Here is a 17,094-nt window from a genome sequence, read left to right as displayed (position 1 = left end):
CCAGATGAACCCGTCCAAGCGACAATACTGGATCGGCGTGCTCGCCCGCGCGCGCCTCTGTGAACTGCAACCTCACGAAGACGCCTTGCGTGATGTGGACTACCAACTGATCCGCGCTCCCGAAGTCGGCATGACCCTGGTGCGTGGCCGCATGGGTGGCAATGGCGCGCCGTTCAACGTCGGCGAAATGAGCGTGACCCGCTGCGTGGTGCGCCTGGCCGATGGCCGTACCGGCTACAGCTATCTGGCGGGGCGCGACAAGGTCCACGCCGAGTTGGCGGCCCTGGCCGACGCGCATTTGCAGGGTGCGCAGCCGAGCCTTTGGCTCAGTGAATTGATCACTTCTTTAGCCAATGTCCAGGCCACACGTCGGGCGCAGAAAGAGGCAGAAACCGCTGCCACCAAGGTGGAGTTCTTCACCCTGGTCCGAGGAGAAAACTGATGAATGCCCAACTGTTGCAACCGGCGTTTGTTGATCCTGTGTTGGATGCCCAGCGGGGTTTTCGTGGGGCGCTCAAGGCCTTGGCCGAACCGGGCACGATCCAGGCCTTATCCACCGCACCGAGCCTCGACGGCCTGGCGCCCGCTACTTACGCCTTGTGCCTGGCTTTATTGGATGTGGACACGCCGCTGTGGCTGGCGCCGTCCTTCGACACGCCGCTGATTCGCGCCAACCTGGCGTTCCATTGCGGTTGCCCGCTGACTGCGCGCCGGGAAGAAGCAACGTTTGCCTTGCTCGATGCCCAGGACCTGCTGGACCTGAGCGGTTTCGATCACGGTAATGATCGCTACCCCGATCAGTCCTGCACGCTGCTGGTCCAGTTGCCCGAACTGGAGGCCGGTCGCCCGCTGAATTGGCGCGGTCCGGGGATCAAGAGCCAGCGCCGGGTCAGCCTGCCGCTGCCCCACGGCTTCTGGCTGGAACGCCAGCGTCGCGAGGCCTTCCCCCGTGGCCTGGACGTGCTGTTCGCCGCCGGTCACCACCTGATCGGCCTGCCCCGCAGCACCCGAATCTCAGAGGAGCTTGCCTGATGTACGTAGCCGTCAAAGGTGGCGAACAGGCCATCGACAATGCCCACCGCCTGCTGGCGAAAAAACGCCGGGGCGATACCACTATTACCGAACTTGGCGTCGAGCAGATCCGCCAGCAACTGCCCCTGGCCGTGGCTCGGGTGATGAGCGAAGGCTCACTGTACGACGAAGAACTGGCCGCGCTGGCGATCAAGCAAGCGGCGGGGGATCTGGTGGAAGCGATCTTCCTGCTGCGGGCCTACCGCACCACGTTGCCACGCTTCAGCCCGAGCCTGGCGATTGATACCTCGGCGATGCAACTCAGTCGGCGCTTGTCGGCGACGTTCAAGGATGTGCCCGGCGGCCAATTATTGGGTCCCACGTTTGACTACACCCATCGTCTGCTGGACTTCGCATTGCTGGCGGAAGGTGAGTATCCGGGGCCGCAGACCACTCCCGGCGCGAGCCTGGAACCTTGCCCGCGAGTGCTGGGATTGTTGGCGAAAGAAGGCCTGATCAAAAACGAGTCCGACAACGAAGGCACCGTCGCCGACATCACCCGCGACCCACTGGAATACCCGGCCAATCGCGCCCAACGCCTGCAGGCCCTGGCCCGTGGCGACGAAGGTTTTCTGCTGGCCCTGGGTTACTCGACCCAACGCGGTTACGGCCGTAATCACCCATTTGCCGGGGAAATTCGCATCGGCGACGTCGAGGTGTGGATCGAGCCCGAAGAGCTGGGTTTCGCCATCTGCCTGGGCAGCATCGAAGTGACCGAGTGCGAGATGGTCAACCAGTTCGTTGGCTCGGCCACGGAGCTGGCGCAGTTCACCCGCGGCTACGGTTTGGCTTTCGGTCACGCCGAGCGCAAGGCCATGGGCATGGCGCTGGTGGACCGCTCGTTGCGGGCCGAGGAGTTCAACGAAGAAATCGTCTCACCGGCGCAGCGCGAAGAGTTTGTCCTGGCCCACTGCGACAACGTCGAGGCCGCAGGTTTTGTCTCGCACCTCAAATTGCCTCACTACGTGGACTTCCAGTCCGAGCTGGAGCTGATCCGCAAACTGCGCCAACCGGCCGAGGGCACCCGCCATGAATGACCTGACCCAGACGCCCGCGCGTGACCCGGCGTACAACTTCGCCTACCTCGACGAACAGACCAAACGCATGATCCGCCGCGCCTTGCTCAAGGCCGTGGCGATCCCCGGTTACCAGGTGCCATTCGGCGGGCGCGAGATGCCGTTGCCTTATGGCTGGGGCACCGGCGGCATGCAATTGACCGCCGCAATTTTGGGTGCTGACGACGTGCTTAAGGTCATCGACCAAGGCGCCGATGACACCACCAACGCGGTCTCCATTCGCCGCTTCTTCGCCCGCACCGCTGGCGTCGCCACCACCGAAAGCACGCCGGACGCGACGGTGATCCAGACCCGCCACCGCATCCCGGAAACCCCGTTGCAGGCCGACCAGATCATGGTTTATCAGGTGCCGATTCCGGAGCCGCTGCGCTTTATCGAACCCTCGGAAACCGAGACCCGCACCATGCACGCCCTCAACGATTACGGAGTGATGCACGTAAAACTCTACGAGGACATCGCCACCTTTGGCCATATCGCCACCAGCTACGCCTACCCGGTGATGGTCGACGAACGCTACGTGATGGACCCCTCGCCGATCCCCAAATTCGACAACCCGAAACTCGACATGAGCCCGGCGCTAATGCTGTTTGGTGCAGGCCGGGAAAAGCGTTTGTACGCGGTGCCGCCGTACACCCAAGTCACCAGCCTCGACTTTGAGGATCACCCGTTCGAAGTACAGAAGTGGGAGCAGTGCTGCGCCATTTGCGGCAGCCGCGATTCCTTCCTCGACGAGCTGATTCTTGACGACGCCGGTACCCAGAGCTTTGTCTGTTCCGACACCTGGTACTGCGCCCAACGGGTCAAGGAGAGCAACCAATGAATCAGCCCATGATGAAACCACAACCTGTCGAACCACTGTTGCAAGTGCGCGATTTGTCGCTGCTGTATGGCCCGGAAAAGGGCTGCCAGGGTGTGAGCTTCGACCTGTACCCCGGCGAAGTGCTGGGGATTGTCGGCGAGTCCGGCTCGGGCAAATCCACCTTGCTCTCGCTGCTCAGCGGGCGCTTGCCGCCGCAGGCCGGGAGCATTGCCTATCGCTTAAAAGAGAGCCGCGGCAAGGGCGGCGAATGGCTCGACTTGTACAGCGCCAGTGAAGCCGAGCGGCGTACTTTGCTGCGTACCGAATGGGGCTTCGTCGAACAAAATCCACGGGACGGCCTGCGCATGGGCGTCTCGGCTGGCGCCAACATCGGCGAGCGTCTGATGGCCCAAGGTGTGCGCAATTACCAGCAACTGCGGGGCGCCGGGCTCGATTGGCTAAGCCAGGTTGAAATCGACCCGCTGCGCATCGACGATTTGCCCCGGACATTCTCCGGCGGTATGCAACAACGCCTGCAAATCGCCCGCAACCTCGTTTCGAGCCCGCGCCTGGTGTTTATGGACGAACCCACCGGCGGCCTCGACGTTTCTGTACAGGCGCGCTTGCTCGACCTGTTGCGTGGCCTGGTACGCGAGCTGGACCTGGCGGTGGTGATTGTCACCCACGACCTGGCGGTGGCGCGCCTGCTGGCTGACCGCTTGATGGTGATGCGCCGCTCACGGGTGGTGGAAACCGGGCTGACGGACCAGATCCTTGATGATCCGCAGCACCCTTACTCTCAACTGCTGGTGTCTTCGGTACTGCAGCCATGATGAACGCCTTGATCGAGGTCCGTGACCTCTCGAAAACCTTCACTTTGCACCAGCAAAATGGCGTGGTCCTCAACGTGCTGCGCGGGGTGAATTTCAGCGTAAAGGGCGGCGAATGCCTGGTGCTGCACGGCCAGTCCGGAGCCGGTAAAAGCACCTTGCTGCGCACCTTGTACGGCAACTACCTGCCGGCTGGCGGCAGCATCCGTGTGCAGCATGCCGGTGCATGGCTGGAGCTGGTGGGCGCCGCACCTCGGGACATTCTCCAGGTGCGCCAGCAGACCCTCGGCTACGTCAGCCAGTTCTTGCGGGTGATCCCTCGGGTGGCGTGCCTGGATGTGGTGATGGAGCCAGCCCTGGCCCGTGGCTGGTCCAAGTCTTTGGCGCGCTCGCGTGCCGAGTTGTTGCTCACTCGCCTGAACATCCCCGAGCGCCTGTGGCAACTGGCACCGGGCACCTTCTCCGGTGGCGAGCAGCAGCGGGTCAACATCGCTCGCGGCTTCATGGTGGAGTGGCCAGTGATGCTGCTGGACGAACCCACCGCGTCCCTGGACGACAGCAATCGCCAGGTGGTGCTGGAACTGATGAACGAAGCCAAGGCTGGCGGCGCTGCGCTGATCGGCATCTTTCATGACCGCGCCGCCCGTGAAGCAGTGGCCGACCGTCATTTCGACATGACCCCCACCGCCGTCGCTGAAGAGGAATACGCCCATGCTCGCTGAACAGATCCTCAGCAATGCCCGCTTGGTCAGCGCTGACAGGGTGTTCCTCGGCTCCCTGGTGCTGCGTGACGGGGTGATCGTCGACATCGCTGAAGGCCGCAGCCAGTTGCCTCAGGCCCAGGATTTGAATGGCGATTTCCTGCTGCCGGGGCTGGTGGAGTTGCACACCGATAACCTGGAAAAACACATGACCCCGCGCCCCGGCGTGGATTGGCCATCCACCTCGGCGGTGCTTAGCCACGACGCGCAGATCATCGCCGCCGGCATCACCACGGTGTTCGACGCGGTGTCCATCGGCGACGTCAATCCCAAGGGCAACCGCATGCAGAAACTGCCGGCGATGCTCGATGCCATTGCCTCGGCTGAAAGCGCTGGCCTGACCCGCGCCGAACACCGACTGCACCTGCGCTGCGAGCTGTGCCATCCCGATACGTTGAGTGTGTTCCGCGACCTGGTGGAAAACCCGCTGGTGCAACTAGTGTCGGTGATGGACCACTCGCCGGGCCAGCGCCAGTTCGTGCTGCAATCCAAGTACCGTGAGTACTACATGGGCAAGTACCATTTGAACGACGAGACGATGGACGCCTTCATCATCCTGCAAATGGCCAACTCACGGGAGTACAGCGACCGCTACCGCGCCGCCATCGTCGAGCATTGCCTGGCTCGCGGCCTGTCGGTGGCCAGCCATGACGACGCCACGCTGGCCCATGTCGAGGAATCGGCACGCTACGGCATGACCATCGCTGAATTCCCCACCACCCTGGAAGCGGCTCGTGGCTGCCAGCAAGTGGGCATGAAGGTGCTGATGGGCGCACCGAACATCGTGCGCGGCGGTTCCCACTCGGGTAATGTGGCCGCCGCTGGCCTGGCCGCCGAGGGATTGCTGGATATACTTTCCAGTGACTACTACCCGGCCAGTCTGCTGCAAGCGGCCTTTGCACTGGCCGCGCTGGACAACGACTGCGATCTGCCCCAGGCGGTCAAGATGATCAGCCTGGCGCCTGCACGAGCAGCGGGCTTGAGCGATCGCGGCGAAATTGCCATTGGCCTGCGGGCAGACCTGGTGCAAGCCAGGACGCAAGACGGGCTGCCAGTGGTCCAACAAGTCTGGCGACAAGCGAAGAGGGTGTTTTGATGGCGGGCAGGTTGATCTATCTCATCGGACCATCGGGTTCGGGCAAGGACAGCCTGCTGGATGCCGCGCGAACGCGGTTGGCCGAACGCGGCTGCCGTATCGTGCGCCGCGTCATCACCCGCTCGGCAGAAGCCGTGGGTGAAGCCGCCCAAGGCGTCAGCCCTGAACAGTTCACTGCCCTTGAAGCCGAGGGCGCGTTTGCCCTCAGTTGGCACGCCAACGGATTGTCTTACGGCATCCCACGGGAGATCGACGATTGGCTGACGGCGGGGGAGGACGTGCTGGTCAACGGCTCTCGTGCTCATCTGGCGCAAACCCGGCGACGTTATCCGACGCTGCTGGTGGTGTTGCTGACGGTTGATCAAGCGGTGTTGCGCCAGCGTTTGCTGGCGCGGGCGCGCGAATCCCTGGCCGACATTGACGATCGACTGGCGCGCAATGACCGATTCAGTGAGGGCTTGATTGCCGCACCGGGAGTGTTCCTGCTCGACAACTCCGGCCAGTTGGATCACACGGTAGAGCGCCTGCTGGGCTGCCTCGACGGACAGCCCACATGCGCCTGACCCTGCTGGGCACTGGCGACGCCCGCCAAGTCCCGGTCTATGGCTGTGAATGCGCCGCCTGCGGTCTTGCCCGCAGCGATGAAAACCTGCGTCGCCGGCCGTGCAGCGCGCTGATCGAATGCGGTGACCAGCGTTGGCTGATCGACAGCGGTTTGCCCGACCTCACCGAACGCTTCCCGCCACGCAGCTTCAACGGGATTTTCCAGACGCATTACCATGCCGATCACGCCCAAGGCCTGCTGCATCTGCGCTGGGGCCAGGGGCTGGTGATTCCGGTGCATGGGCCGATGGATTCGCAAGGCCTGTCCGATCTCTACAAACACCCCGGCATCCTCGATTTCAGCCAGCCGTTTGCCGAATTCGAAACCCGCCAGTTTGGTGAGCTGACCGTCACCGCGTTGCCGCTACAACACTCCAAACCGACCCTTGGTTATCTGCTTGAAGGGGAAGGCCGCCGCATCGCTTATCTGACCGACACTGTTGGCTTGCCACCCGCCACTAGCGCCTGGCTACAGCGTGCGCCCCTGGATGTGCTGGTGCTCGACTGCTCCATGCCGCCGCAACCCCTGGCGCCGCGTAATCACAATGATCTGACGCTGGCGTTGCAGTGCATTGATGAAGTGGGCGCGCAACTGGGGGTATTGACCCATGTGGGGCATACCCTGGATGCCTGGTTGTTGCAGCATCGAAGTGAGTTGCCGCGCCACGTGACGGTCGGATGGGATGGACGGGTGGTTTAGCCGCACGCCTCAATTCAAAACCTGCCGGCCAACTCCAGTTTTAAATAAATCGTCCCTCCTTTATCAGCACCATTTTAACAATCAGTAAAACAGCCGCCAGTCGGTCTGATGATTTCTGCGCTTGAGTAAAGATAACTCTAGGGTTGTTTTTATTCGGCCGGAAGCAAGGAGGCTGTGGTGCAAAGCAGGCTAGTGATAAAGGAGTTGCAAGAGGCAGGCAGGGTGCTGGATCGGGTCACGGGCAGTCATCATGTTTTCACCCACCGCTATAGCCCGTACACGATACCGGTGCGCCATCCCAAGAAGGATCTTCCCTTGGGTACCGTCAGGAGTATCAGGAAGCGTGCCGGGCTGTTTTCGTTTTAGGTCGGTTTTTCAGGAGGTTTTTCATGCAATACCCAATCTGTATCGAATGGGGCGACGATCATATCGCTACCGGTATTCAGATCCCCGATATCCCAGGTGCGGTAACGGCCGGGGACAGTTTTGAAGAGGCTTACAACGCCGCCATTGAAGTGGCGCACATCATGCTGCAAGAGATCGCCGCAGAAGGCCGGGCCATTCCCATGCCGACGTCGGTTGCCGCGCACCACAGCAATGAGGAATACGCTGGGATGGGCTGGGGGATGCTGGAGTTGGATATCACGCCTTATCTGGGCAAGACCGAAAAGGTCAACGTGACCTTGCCCGGTTATGTCATTCAGCGCATTGACCGGTATGTGCGTGAGCATAAGGTCAAAAGCCGCTCGTCATTTCTGGCGGATGCGGCGTTGGAGAAGTTGGTTCGGTTGTAAGGGCTTACGCCGCCGCTACAACCCCTTGCCTGGAGGCACTCAAAAACCGCAACAGTGCCACTAGTGGGAACGCGCTGCCCAGCAGCACCACCCCCAGCCAGCCGCCCTGTTCATACACGCTGCTGGCTATTGCCGAGCCGAAGGCGCCGCCGATGAAGATGCTGGTCATGTACAGCGCGTTCAGGCGGCTGCGGCTGTTGGCGTCGAGGGCGTAGATGGCGCGTTGGCCGAGGACCATGTTCATCTGCACGCAGAAGTCCAGGACCACACCTGTCACCGCCAAGCCAATCACGCTGTAGATCGGATGTACGAAGGCTGGCAGGAAGCTCAACGCGGCAAACACCATCGCCAGCAGCGAGGCGCGATGGGTGTGGCCGGCATCCGCCAGGCGTCCGCTGATGGGGGCGGCGATGGCGCCCAGGGCACCGACCAGGGCGAACAGGGCGATCTGGCTTTGGGTCAGGCCGTGGTTGCGTGAGAGCTCCAGGGGTACTGCGGTCCAGAACAGGCTGAACGTGGCAAACATGCATCCCTGATAGAACGCCCGCTGACGTAGCAGCGGTTGATGGCGCAGCAAGGTGCCCAGGGAGCGCAGCAACTGGCCATAGCTGGCAGAGTGATCCGGTTGGCGCTTGGGCACGGTCAACAGCAGCACGACGCTGATGGCGGCCATCAGTGCGGCGGCCACCATGAACATCGCTCGCCAGCCGAAGTGATCGGCCACCACGCTGGACACCGGCCGTGCCAGCAAAATGCCCAACAGCAAGCCGCCCATGATGCTACCGACTACCCGTCCACGGGACTCGGCCGGCGCCAGGTGCGCGGCCAATGGAATCAGGATTTGCACCGATACCGAGCTGAAGCCGATCAGCAGCGACACCAGCAGGAACAGGTTCGGCTGTTCGGTGAACGCCGCGCCCAGCAGGCTGGCGATGGCCACCACGGTGGTGATGATCATCAGCCGGCGGTTTTCCAGCAGGTCGCCCAGGGGAACCAGAAAGAACAGGCCCAAGGCGTAACCGACCTGAGTCAGGGACACGATCAGGCTGGCCATGGCCGGCGTCAGGCCGATGTCCGGGGCGATCAGCTCGATGATCGGTTGCGCGTAGTAGATGTTGGCGACGATGGCGCCGCAACAGAACGCAAACAGCATCACCATGCCTCGGGTCATGGTGTTTGTACTTTGCGGAGTAGCGTTCATGGCGTTCTCATAAAAGCGAAGGAAAGTGGCGTGCGAGAATAAAGACAAGGCCCAGGCGGGAGTAGGCCGTTTACGGTGATAACACTCATGCCGGGTATTAATGACTGAAACGTTAACTTTCGGGCCGAATGTCAATGATATATTTAGTCGCAACTGCAAAAGCAGGAAGTCGACTGCCATGAAGGCCGGACGTTGACCGTCAAATACAAGGGCGGTGAGCAGAAGATCGTCGGGCCGGATGATGTGCCGATCGTCAACCTGGAACCGGGTGATCGGAGTTTGTTGGAGGCGGGGGTCAAGGTGGTGTTGTTTGCGTCACAGGGTGCAGACGGAACCATTACCGCGCAGTCTGTTTCGGCAGGCAAGGATGGCGTGACGCCGCCGATGTAATTGCTACGCCAAGTCTTGCGATAGCGATGCAGGCAAGTGCAACACTTGCCTGCATTTCGTCAGTTAGAGCGGATTACTGCCCGGTGTAGATCTGATCAAACACCCCACCATCATTGAAGTGGGTTTTCTGCACATCGCGCCAGTTGCCGAAGGTCTTCTCAACCGACAAAAAGTCGACTTTCGGGAAGCGGTCGGTGTACTTGGCCAGCACTGCCGGGTCACGTGGACGCAGGTAGTTGTTGGCGGCGATTTCCTGGCCTTCTGGCGACCACAGGTACTTCAGGTATTCCTCGGCAGCGGCGCGAGTGCCTTTCTTGTCGACGACTTTGTCGACGACTTTGTCGACCACCGACACTGGCGGCTCGGCTTCGGCGGAGACGCTTGGGTAGATCACTTCGAACTGATCACGGCCGAATTCACGGGCGATCATTTCCGCTTCGTTTTCAAAGGTCACCAGCACGTCGCCGATCTGGTTGGTCATGAAGGTGGTGGTGGCTGCACGGCCGCCGGTATCGAGCACCGGCGCTTGTTTGAACAGCTTGCCGACAAAGGCCTTGGCCTTGTTCTCGTCGCCGCCGTTCTTCAGTACGTAACCCCAGGCCGACAGGTAGGTGTAGCGGCCGTTGCCGGAGGTTTTCGGGTTGGGCACGATCACTTGCACGCCATCCTTGAGCAGGTCCGGCCAGTCTTTCAGGGCCTTGGGGTTGCCCTTGCGCACGATAAACACGGTGGCGGAGGTGAACGGCGCGCTGTTGTTCGGCAGGCGGGTGACCCAGTTGTCCGGCACCAGTTTGCCGTGGTCTGCGAGGGCGTTGATGTCGGTGGCCATATTCATGGTGATGACGTCAGCCGGCAGGCCGTCGATCACTGAGCGCGCCTGTTTGCTGGAGCCGCCGAAGGACATCTGCAGGGTGATCTTTTCCTTGTGCTCGGCTTCCCAATGTTTCTGGAAGGCGGCGTTGTAGTCCTTGTAGAAATCGCGCATCACGTCGTAGGAGACGTTGAGCAGGGTGGTCGGTGCAGCCTGGACGACGCCAGCCAGTACGAGGCCGGCGGCCAGAAGAGAGGCGCTAACGAGTTTTTTCACTGCTCATTCCTTGTTGTAGGGTGAAGTCGACTTGTTAAGTAAGGGCAATATGCCAGCGACTATAGCTGGGGCGGCATAGACGCTTAAAGATTAAAAAGAACTTTGCTTATTCCATTTTTTTGAAAAGGCTATTACCGCATCGTGAGCAAAACGCCGCGTTGGGTTCATGACTGTTTTTCTTGCACACCGGGCAGTCCTTTTGCAGCTGTTCGCCGCGCATGGCGTTGGCAAGTTCCGCGGTGAAAATCCCGGTGGGCACGGCGATGATCGAATAACCGGTGATCATTACCAGCGACGAAATCACCTGGCCCAACGGTGTCTTGGGCACGATGTCGCCAAAGCCCACGGTGGTCAGGGTGACGATCGCCCAATAGATGCCCTTGGGGATGCTGGTGAAACCATGTTCCGGGCCTTCGATCACGTACATCAAGGTGCCGAATACCGTCACCAATGTGCAGACGCTGAGCAGAAACACCACGATTTTCTGCTTGCTGCCGCGCAGCGCCGACATCAGGTAATTGGCTTGCATGAGGTAGGGGCTGAGCTTGAGCACCCGGAAGATCCGCAGCATGCGGATGATGCGGATAATCAGCAGGAACTGGGCGTCGCTGTAATACAGGGCGAGGATGCCGGGGACGATGGCCAGCAAGTCCACCAGCCCGTAGAAACTGAAGGCATAGCGCAACGGCTTGGGCGAGCAATACAGCCGCAACACATACTCGATGGCGAAGATGATGGTGAAGCCCCATTCGATGTAGGCCAGCACGCTCGCGTAGTGCTGGTGCACCTCGTCGATGCTGTCGAGGATTATGACCACCAGGCTTGCCAGGATGATCAGCAGCAGGATGCTGTCGAAACGGCGCCCGGCTGCGGTGTCGCTTTGGAAAACCATGACGTAGAGCCGCTGACGCCAATTGTTGTTGCTGTCCATGGAGGTCGCCTGAATCAATATTCAGCGAAGCCTAGGGGGATTCGAACGGGCTGTCCACGCTGGCCCTTTGTATAACCCTGCGACTGGCGTGCACCAGCCAGCAGGCGAGGATAAATGGCGCGGTCAGAGGGGGCAGGTTCAGGGCCGCAAAGCCAGGGGTGAGGACGATTGCCAGGAGGATGCCCATCAGTGGCAGCCAGGGTTGGCGACGCTGCTGGCTCAATGCTAAAGCCGCTAGCGCCGGGTTATAGCTGTGCAGGCCAAGCAGGGCGCTGGCGGATTCGTCCAGCAACAGGGCGAGTACTACGCCAGCGCTGGCGCCGATCAATGCCCACAGCGCGACGCGACGATTGGCGAGCAATAGACCGAGCAGGATTAACAGACCAGCCAGGGGTTGATCCAGCAGGATAATTTGCGCAAGTCCTGTAAACGGTGCACTGAGCAATGCCCAAGTGCCGGGTTCACTCCATGCAACAGTCGTTGGCGCAGTAGTGCCTAGCAACAGCCAGCCCAGTCCAACAAAGGGCGCGGTGTAGGCCAGCAGGTCATCGGGGTTCGCCGCGCGCTTGAGCCATTGCCGGGTGAGGATCGCGCTGAGGCCGCCACAGGCCAGAATCAACGGCGGCAACAGGGCCGACCAGACGAAATGCTGGCTGATCAGTAAGCCCAGCAGCACGCCGTTATAGCTGTAGAGTCCGGCTTGGCGTTCGGCCTTGGGATAGCCCCGGCGCTGGGCCGTCAGCAGACCCGCGACACCGCCCAGCAATGCGCCGCCGAGTAGCGCCGGCGCGCACGACAGAATCGCCAGCAGGCACAGCAAGCCACATAGCGGATAGCGCTGGAGGAAGATCTGGCTGAAGCCGTTGAGCAGGGCTTCGGCCCAGTCGGGGCATTGGGTAATGTTCTGCATGATGTTTGCCATGTCGTAGCAGCGGTCGAGTGAAACGAGGCCGCGTCCGGCTGCGAAGCAGCCGTAAACCAGGCGCCCCGGTGTTTCAGCCAAACTGCGAGCACAGGTTTTACGAGGACTGTGTCCTCGGAGGCAGCCTCGTTTCACTCGACAGCTGCTACGCAAGGGGTGGTTGAAAAAGTGGGTTAGATCAACGTCTCGATACGCAGCGAGTTGGTCGACCCCGGCAGCCCAAACGGCACCCCCGCGGTAATCACCAAGGTATCCCCACGCTTCGCCATCCCTTGTGCCTGGGCAATCTCCAGTGCTGTAGAACACACCTCATCCACCTGCCGCAGCCGATCGTTGACCACCGAATGCACGCCCCAGGCCAGGCTCAAGCGCCGCGCCGTTGACAGGTTTGGTGTCAGGTTGAGGATGGGTACCGATGGCCGCTCCCGAGCCGCCCGCAGGCTGGAGGTGCCGGACTCGCTGTAGTTCACCAGTACCGCCACCGGCAGGATGCTGCTGATACGGCGGATCGCACAGCTGATGGCGTCCGATACCGTGGCGTCGGCCTTGGGCCGGCTGACGTCCAGTTGCGTCTGGTAATCCGGGCCGTTTTCCACCTGGCGGATGATCTTGCTCATCATCTGCACCGCTTCCAGCGGGTATTCCCCGGAGGCGGTTTCTGCCGACAACATTACTGCATCAGCGCCCTCAGCCACGGCGTTGGCCACGTCGGTGACTTCGGCGCGGGTCGGCGCCGGTGAGAAACGCATGGATTCGAGCATCTGCGTGGCCACCACCACCGGCTTACCCAGTTGGCGGCAGGTGGTGATGATGTCTTTCTGGATCTGCGGCACGCTCTCAGCCGGCACCTCCACCCCCAGATCCCCTCTGGCGACCATGATCGCGTCGCTCAGTTCGGCGATTTCCTGCAAGCGCTGCACTGCCGAGGGCTTCTCGATCTTGGCCATCAGGAAGGCCTTGTCGCCGATCAGTTCACGGGCTTCGCGGATATCTTCCGGACGTTGCACAAAGGACAGCGCCACCCAGTCCACCCCCAACTCCAGGCCGAAGCTCAAGTCGCGGCGGTCCTTGGCGGTCAGCGGGCTCAGTTCCAGCAAGGCTTGTGGCACGTTCACGCCTTTGCGGTCCGACAGTTCGCCACCGTTGAGCACGGTGGTGTCGATGGCATCGGCGTACTTGGTGATCACCCGTAAACGCAGCTTGCCGTCGTCCAGCAACAGGTCCATGCCGGGCTCCAGGGCCGCGATGATTTCCGGGTGGGGCAGGTTGACCCGACGTTGATCGCCGGGAGTACTGTCCAGATCAAGGCGCAGGGCCTGGCCACGAATCAACTGCACCTTGCCCTCGGCAAAACGCCCGACTCGCAGCTTCGGCCCTTGCAGGTCCATGAGGATGCCGAGGGGATAGTTGAGTTGTTTCTCCACCTCGCGAATCCACTGGTAGCGCAGGGCATGATCGGCGTGATCGCCGTGGCTGAAGTTCAGGCGAAAGATGTTGACCCCAGCTTTCACCAACTCGCGGATGTCATCGATGCCGTGGGTAGCCGGTCCCAGGGTGGCGAGGATTTTGACCTTCTTGTCAGGCGTCATGGTCAGGAGACTCTCTGTCAGGGCTTTCAAGGATCACAATGGCGCGAAAATCATTGACGTTGGTGCGGGTCGGCTCAGTGATGATCAGCCCGTCGAGCGCGGCGAAGTAACCGTAGCCATTGTTGTTGTCCAACTCATCGCTGGCGCTCAGGCCCAGGGCTTCGGCACGGGCGTAGCTGCAGGGGGTCATGATCGCCCCGGCATTGTCTTCGGAGCCGTCGATGCCATCGGTGTCACCGGCCAGGGCGTAGACACCGGGTAGGCCCTTGAGGCTGTCGGTCAGGCTCAGGAGGAATTCGGCGTTGCGCCCGCCACGGCCATTGCCGCGTACGGTGACGGTGGTTTCGCCGCCGGAGAGAATCACGCACGGCGCCGCCAGCGGCTGGCCGTGCTGGACGATTTGCCGGGCGATACCGGCGTGGACTTTGGCCACGTCCCGCGCTTCGCCTTCCAGGTCGCCGAGGATCAGCGGGCTGAACCCGGCTTGGCGTACTTTTACCGCCACCGCCTCCAGGGATTGTTGCGGGCGGGCGATCAGTTGGAAATGGCTGCGGGCCAGACACGGATCGCCGGGTTTGACGGTTTCCGACTCGGGGTTTTGCAGCCAACTGCGCACCGAGGCGGGGACTTCAATCTGGTAGCGCTTGAGAATCGCCAGTGCCTGTTGCGAGGTGCTTGGGTCGCCGACGGTGGGGCCGGAAGCAATGACCGTGGCCTGGTCGCCCGGCACATCGGAAATCGCGTAGGTGTAGATCGTCGCCGGCCAGCATGCCTTGGCCAGGCGCCCGCCCTTGATCGCCGAGAGGTGCTTGCGCACGCAATTCATCTCACCGATGGTGGCGCCGGATTTGAGCAGGGCCTTGTTGATCGATTGCTTGTCGGCCAGGGTGATGCCGGCGGCGGGCAGGGCCAGCAAAGCAGAGCCTCCGCCGGACAACAGAAAGATGACGCGGTCGTCTTCCTCCAGGTTGCTGATCAGTTCCAGTACGCGCTTGGCGACGGCTTGGCCAGCGGCGTCCGGCACCGGGTGGGCGGCTTCGACTACTTCGATTTTTTTGCAGGGTGCGCCGTGGCCGTAGCGGGTGACCACCAGGCCTGAGACTTCACCTTGCCAGCAATTTTCGACAACCTGGGCCATGGCGGCGGCCGCCTTGCCCGCGCCGATGACAATGATGCGGCCGGTGCGGTCGGCGGGCAGATGAGGTTCGAGGACTTGCTGGGGGTGGGCAGCGTCGATGGCTGTGGCAAACAGCTCGCGAAGCAGGTGTTGCGGATCGACCGACATAAGCGGGCTCCCGGGATTTTTGTTATTAGGGATGCACAAACTTCAGGCGCAAACACGGCTACCTGTAGGCGCGAGGGGGACGCCTAGTTCTTGCTCGCGAAAAACCTGAGGACGCCGGGTTTATTCAGGCACCCAGCGTCATCGTTGACGGCCATCGCGAGCAAGCTAGCTCTTACTCACGAATCGAAAAATTCGCCATATGCTCCAGCCCCTTGATCAGCGCCGAATGGTCCCAGTTGCTGCCGCCAATGGCCGCGCAGGTGCTGAACACTTGCTGGGTGCCGGCGGTGTTGGGCAGGTTGATCCCCAACTCTTTCGCACCGGCCAGGGCCAGGTTCAGATCCTTCTGGTGCAGGCTGATGCGAAAGCCCGGATCAAAGGTGCCCTTGATCATCCGCTCGCCATGCACTTCCAGGATCTTCGAGGAGGCAAACCCGCCCATCAGCGCTTCACGCACCTTGGCCGGGTCGGCGCCGTTTTTCGAGGCGAACAACAACGCTTCGGCCACCGCCTGGATGTTCAGGGCAACGATGATCTGGTTGGCCACCTTGGCGGTCTGGCCGTCGCCATTGCTGCCTACCAAGGTGATGTTCTTGCCCATGCTCTGGAACAGCGGCAAGGCCCGTTCAAAGGTTTGTGGCTCGCCACCGACCATGATGCTCAAGGTGCCGGCCTTGGCACCAACTTCACCACCGGACACTGGGGCGTCGAGGTATTGCGCGCCGGTCTCGTTGATTTTTGCGGCGAAGGCCTTGGTGGCCGTTGGCGAAATCGAGCTCATGTCGATGACGACTTTGTTCGGCCCCAAACCTGCGGCAACCCCATCGGCGCGGAATAACACGTCGTCGACCTGCGGGGTGTCGGGCACCATGATGATGATGAATTCAGCTTCCTGGGCCACTTGCTGCGGGTTGGCCAGGGCCACGGCACCCGCGGCGATCAGTTCTTCTGGCGCTTTGCCGAAGTGCTCGGAAAGGAACAGTTGATGACCTGCCTTTTGCAGGTTTGCCGCCATGGGCTGGCCCATGATGCCGGTGCCGATAAATCCGATTTTAGCCATGAAGAAATCCTCTTTTTATTCGATGTTGATTGTTCCCATGGGGAGGGCGGGAACGATCAGTCAGATGGCATTGTGGCTTTTCAGCCAACCCAAACCCGCTTCGGTAGTGGTCAACGGCTTGTACTCACAGCCCACCCACCCCTGATAACCAATGCGATCCAAATGTTCGAACAGGAACCGGTAGTTGATCTCACCGGTGCCCGGTTCATTGCGCCCAGGGTTGTCTGCCAGCTGGATATGGTTGATTTCGCCCAGGTGCGCGGCCATGGTCCGGGCCAGGTCGCCTTCCATGATTTGCATGTGATAGATGTCGTATTGCAGGAACAGGTTGGCGCTGCCTACCTGCTCGCGAATCGACAAGGCTTGCGCTGTGTTGTTGAGGTAGAAGCCGGGAATATCGCGAGTATTGATGGCTTCCATCACCAGTTTGATACCCACCGCTTGCAGCTTGTCGGCGGCGTATTTGAGGTTGGCGACGAAGGTCTTTTCCAGCGTGGCCTCATCGACACCTTGTGGACGAATCCCTGCCAGGCAGTTGATCTGGGTGTTGCCCAGCACTTGGGCGTAGGCGATGGCCAGCTTCACACCGGCGCGGAATTCCTCGACCCGACCCGGATCGCAGGCAATGCCCCGATCGCCCTTGGCCCAGTCACCGGCCGGCAGGTTGAACAGCACTTGGGTCAGGCCATTGGCATCCAGTTGCGCCTTGATTTCGGCAGAGCTGAATTCGTAGGGGAACAGGTATTCCACGCCACTGAAGCCGGCGTCGGCAGCCGCTTTGAAGCGGGCAAGAAAGTCCTGTTCAGTAAACAGCATGGACAGGTTGGCAGCAAAACGCGGCATGGCGGTTTCCTCAAAAGCGTCATCGTTCCCGCGGATTACGCGGGAACGAACAATCA

Annotated in this window: 19 protein-coding genes and 1 pseudogene; 12 read left to right on the top strand and 8 right to left on the bottom strand. The window is 61.2% G+C overall.

The window, feature by feature from the left end:
* The first annotated feature begins 4 nt into the window (after positions 1-4).
* The 11 genes from phnG to ACZRJ6_RS21040 all read left to right on the top strand — a co-directional run bounded on the left by phnG (position 5) and on the right by ACZRJ6_RS21040 (position 7,730).
* On the top strand, positions 5-442 hold the full coding sequence (gene phnG, locus ACZRJ6_RS21090) for a phosphonate C-P lyase system protein PhnG (protein ID WP_463969649.1): 438 nt from the start codon (positions 5-7) through the stop codon (positions 440-442).
* Positions 442-1,032 (top strand): phosphonate C-P lyase system protein PhnH, encoded by a 591-nt coding sequence (phnH, locus tag ACZRJ6_RS21085; RefSeq protein ID WP_463969650.1) that lies wholly within the window; start codon positions 442-444, stop codon positions 1,030-1,032. The genes phnG and phnH overlap by 1 nt, the downstream gene beginning before the upstream one ends.
* The gene (locus ACZRJ6_RS21080) at positions 1,032-2,108 is read left to right on the top strand and encodes a carbon-phosphorus lyase complex subunit (protein WP_350615240.1); all 1,077 of its coding nucleotides are present in this window, start codon (positions 1,032-1,034) and stop codon (positions 2,106-2,108) included. Before phnH ends, ACZRJ6_RS21080 begins: the two co-directional genes overlap by 1 nt.
* Positions 2,101-2,967, top strand: a complete 867-nt coding sequence (locus ACZRJ6_RS21075; protein WP_463969651.1) for an alpha-D-ribose 1-methylphosphonate 5-phosphate C-P-lyase PhnJ — start codon at positions 2,101-2,103, stop codon at positions 2,965-2,967. The genes ACZRJ6_RS21080 and ACZRJ6_RS21075 overlap by 8 nt, the downstream gene beginning before the upstream one ends.
* On the top strand, positions 2,964-3,779 hold the full coding sequence (gene phnK, locus ACZRJ6_RS21070) for a phosphonate C-P lyase system protein PhnK (RefSeq protein WP_463969652.1): 816 nt from the start codon (positions 2,964-2,966) through the stop codon (positions 3,777-3,779). The genes ACZRJ6_RS21075 and phnK overlap by 4 nt, the downstream gene beginning before the upstream one ends.
* On the top strand, positions 3,779-4,498 hold the full coding sequence (phnL, locus tag ACZRJ6_RS21065; protein ID WP_463969803.1) for a phosphonate C-P lyase system protein PhnL: 720 nt from the start codon (positions 3,779-3,781) through the stop codon (positions 4,496-4,498). The genes phnK and phnL overlap by 1 nt, the downstream gene beginning before the upstream one ends.
* Positions 4,488-5,633 carry an alpha-D-ribose 1-methylphosphonate 5-triphosphate diphosphatase gene (locus ACZRJ6_RS21060; RefSeq protein ID WP_149411424.1) on the top strand — a complete coding sequence of 382 codons (1,146 nt, stop codon included), beginning with the start codon at positions 4,488-4,490 and terminating at the stop codon, positions 5,631-5,633. The genes phnL and ACZRJ6_RS21060 overlap by 11 nt, the downstream gene beginning before the upstream one ends.
* Complete coding sequence (gene phnN, locus ACZRJ6_RS21055; protein ID WP_463969653.1) at positions 5,633-6,196, top strand: phosphonate metabolism protein/1,5-bisphosphokinase (PRPP-forming) PhnN; 564 nt, start codon at positions 5,633-5,635, stop codon at positions 6,194-6,196. Before ACZRJ6_RS21060 ends, phnN begins: the two co-directional genes overlap by 1 nt.
* Positions 6,187-6,936 (top strand): phosphonate metabolism protein PhnP, encoded by a 750-nt coding sequence (gene phnP, locus ACZRJ6_RS21050; RefSeq protein WP_133099097.1) that lies wholly within the window; start codon positions 6,187-6,189, stop codon positions 6,934-6,936. Before phnN ends, phnP begins: the two co-directional genes overlap by 10 nt.
* Positions 6,937-7,113: 177 nt before the next feature.
* Complete coding sequence (locus ACZRJ6_RS21045; protein WP_463969654.1) at positions 7,114-7,302, top strand: type II toxin-antitoxin system HicA family toxin; 189 nt, start codon at positions 7,114-7,116, stop codon at positions 7,300-7,302.
* Between the two features lie 23 nt (positions 7,303-7,325).
* The gene (locus ACZRJ6_RS21040) at positions 7,326-7,730 is read left to right on the top strand and encodes a type II toxin-antitoxin system HicB family antitoxin (protein WP_133099095.1); all 405 of its coding nucleotides are present in this window, start codon (positions 7,326-7,328) and stop codon (positions 7,728-7,730) included.
* A 4-nt stretch (positions 7,731-7,734) separates the two neighbouring features.
* Here ACZRJ6_RS21040 and ACZRJ6_RS21035 read toward each other — a convergent pair whose 3' ends face one another.
* The gene (locus ACZRJ6_RS21035; protein WP_463969804.1) at positions 7,735-8,889 is read right to left on the bottom strand and encodes an MFS transporter; all 1,155 of its coding nucleotides are present in this window, start codon (positions 8,887-8,889) and stop codon (positions 7,735-7,737) included.
* 225 nt (positions 8,890-9,114) lie between these two features.
* On the opposite strand from ACZRJ6_RS21035, the pseudogene ACZRJ6_RS21030 reads away from it, so the two are divergent.
* Positions 9,115-9,321 (top strand): annotated as a pseudogene (locus tag ACZRJ6_RS21030) (hypothetical protein); the annotation flags it as partial.
* Between the two features lie 73 nt (positions 9,322-9,394).
* Here the strand turns inward: ACZRJ6_RS21030 and ACZRJ6_RS21025 are convergent.
* From ACZRJ6_RS21025 to hyi, 7 genes are all read right to left on the bottom strand, one after another.
* Complete coding sequence (locus ACZRJ6_RS21025; RefSeq protein ID WP_463969655.1) at positions 9,395-10,408, bottom strand: sulfate ABC transporter substrate-binding protein; 1,014 nt, start codon at positions 10,406-10,408, stop codon at positions 9,395-9,397.
* A 106-nt stretch (positions 10,409-10,514) separates the two neighbouring features.
* Entirely contained in the window at positions 10,515-11,339 is an 825-nt protein-coding gene (locus ACZRJ6_RS21020; RefSeq protein ID WP_463969656.1) for an ion transporter, read from the bottom strand.
* 31 nt (positions 11,340-11,370) lie between these two features.
* The gene (locus ACZRJ6_RS21015; RefSeq protein WP_463969657.1) at positions 11,371-12,249 is read right to left on the bottom strand and encodes an urea transporter; all 879 of its coding nucleotides are present in this window, start codon (positions 12,247-12,249) and stop codon (positions 11,371-11,373) included.
* 185 nt (positions 12,250-12,434) lie between these two features.
* The gene (pyk, locus tag ACZRJ6_RS21010; RefSeq protein ID WP_463969658.1) at positions 12,435-13,850 is read right to left on the bottom strand and encodes a pyruvate kinase; all 1,416 of its coding nucleotides are present in this window, start codon (positions 13,848-13,850) and stop codon (positions 12,435-12,437) included.
* Positions 13,840-15,135 (bottom strand): glycerate kinase type-2 family protein, encoded by a 1,296-nt coding sequence (locus ACZRJ6_RS21005; RefSeq protein ID WP_463969659.1) that lies wholly within the window; start codon positions 15,133-15,135, stop codon positions 13,840-13,842. The genes pyk and ACZRJ6_RS21005 overlap by 11 nt, the downstream gene beginning before the upstream one ends.
* 172 nt (positions 15,136-15,307) lie before the next feature.
* Positions 15,308-16,195, bottom strand: a complete 888-nt coding sequence (locus tag ACZRJ6_RS21000; RefSeq protein WP_463969660.1) for a 2-hydroxy-3-oxopropionate reductase — start codon at positions 16,193-16,195, stop codon at positions 15,308-15,310.
* 60 nt (positions 16,196-16,255) lie between these two features.
* Positions 16,256-17,038, bottom strand: coding sequence for a hydroxypyruvate isomerase (hyi, locus tag ACZRJ6_RS20995; protein WP_463969661.1), 783 nt, complete (start codon positions 17,036-17,038; stop codon positions 16,256-16,258).
* Positions 17,039-17,094: the final 56 nt, after the last annotated feature.

Source organism: Pseudomonas sp. C321 (assembly GCF_055407105.1).
Note: the sequence above shows the minus strand (reverse complement) of the source record. Positions and strands in the feature narration are given on the sequence as shown.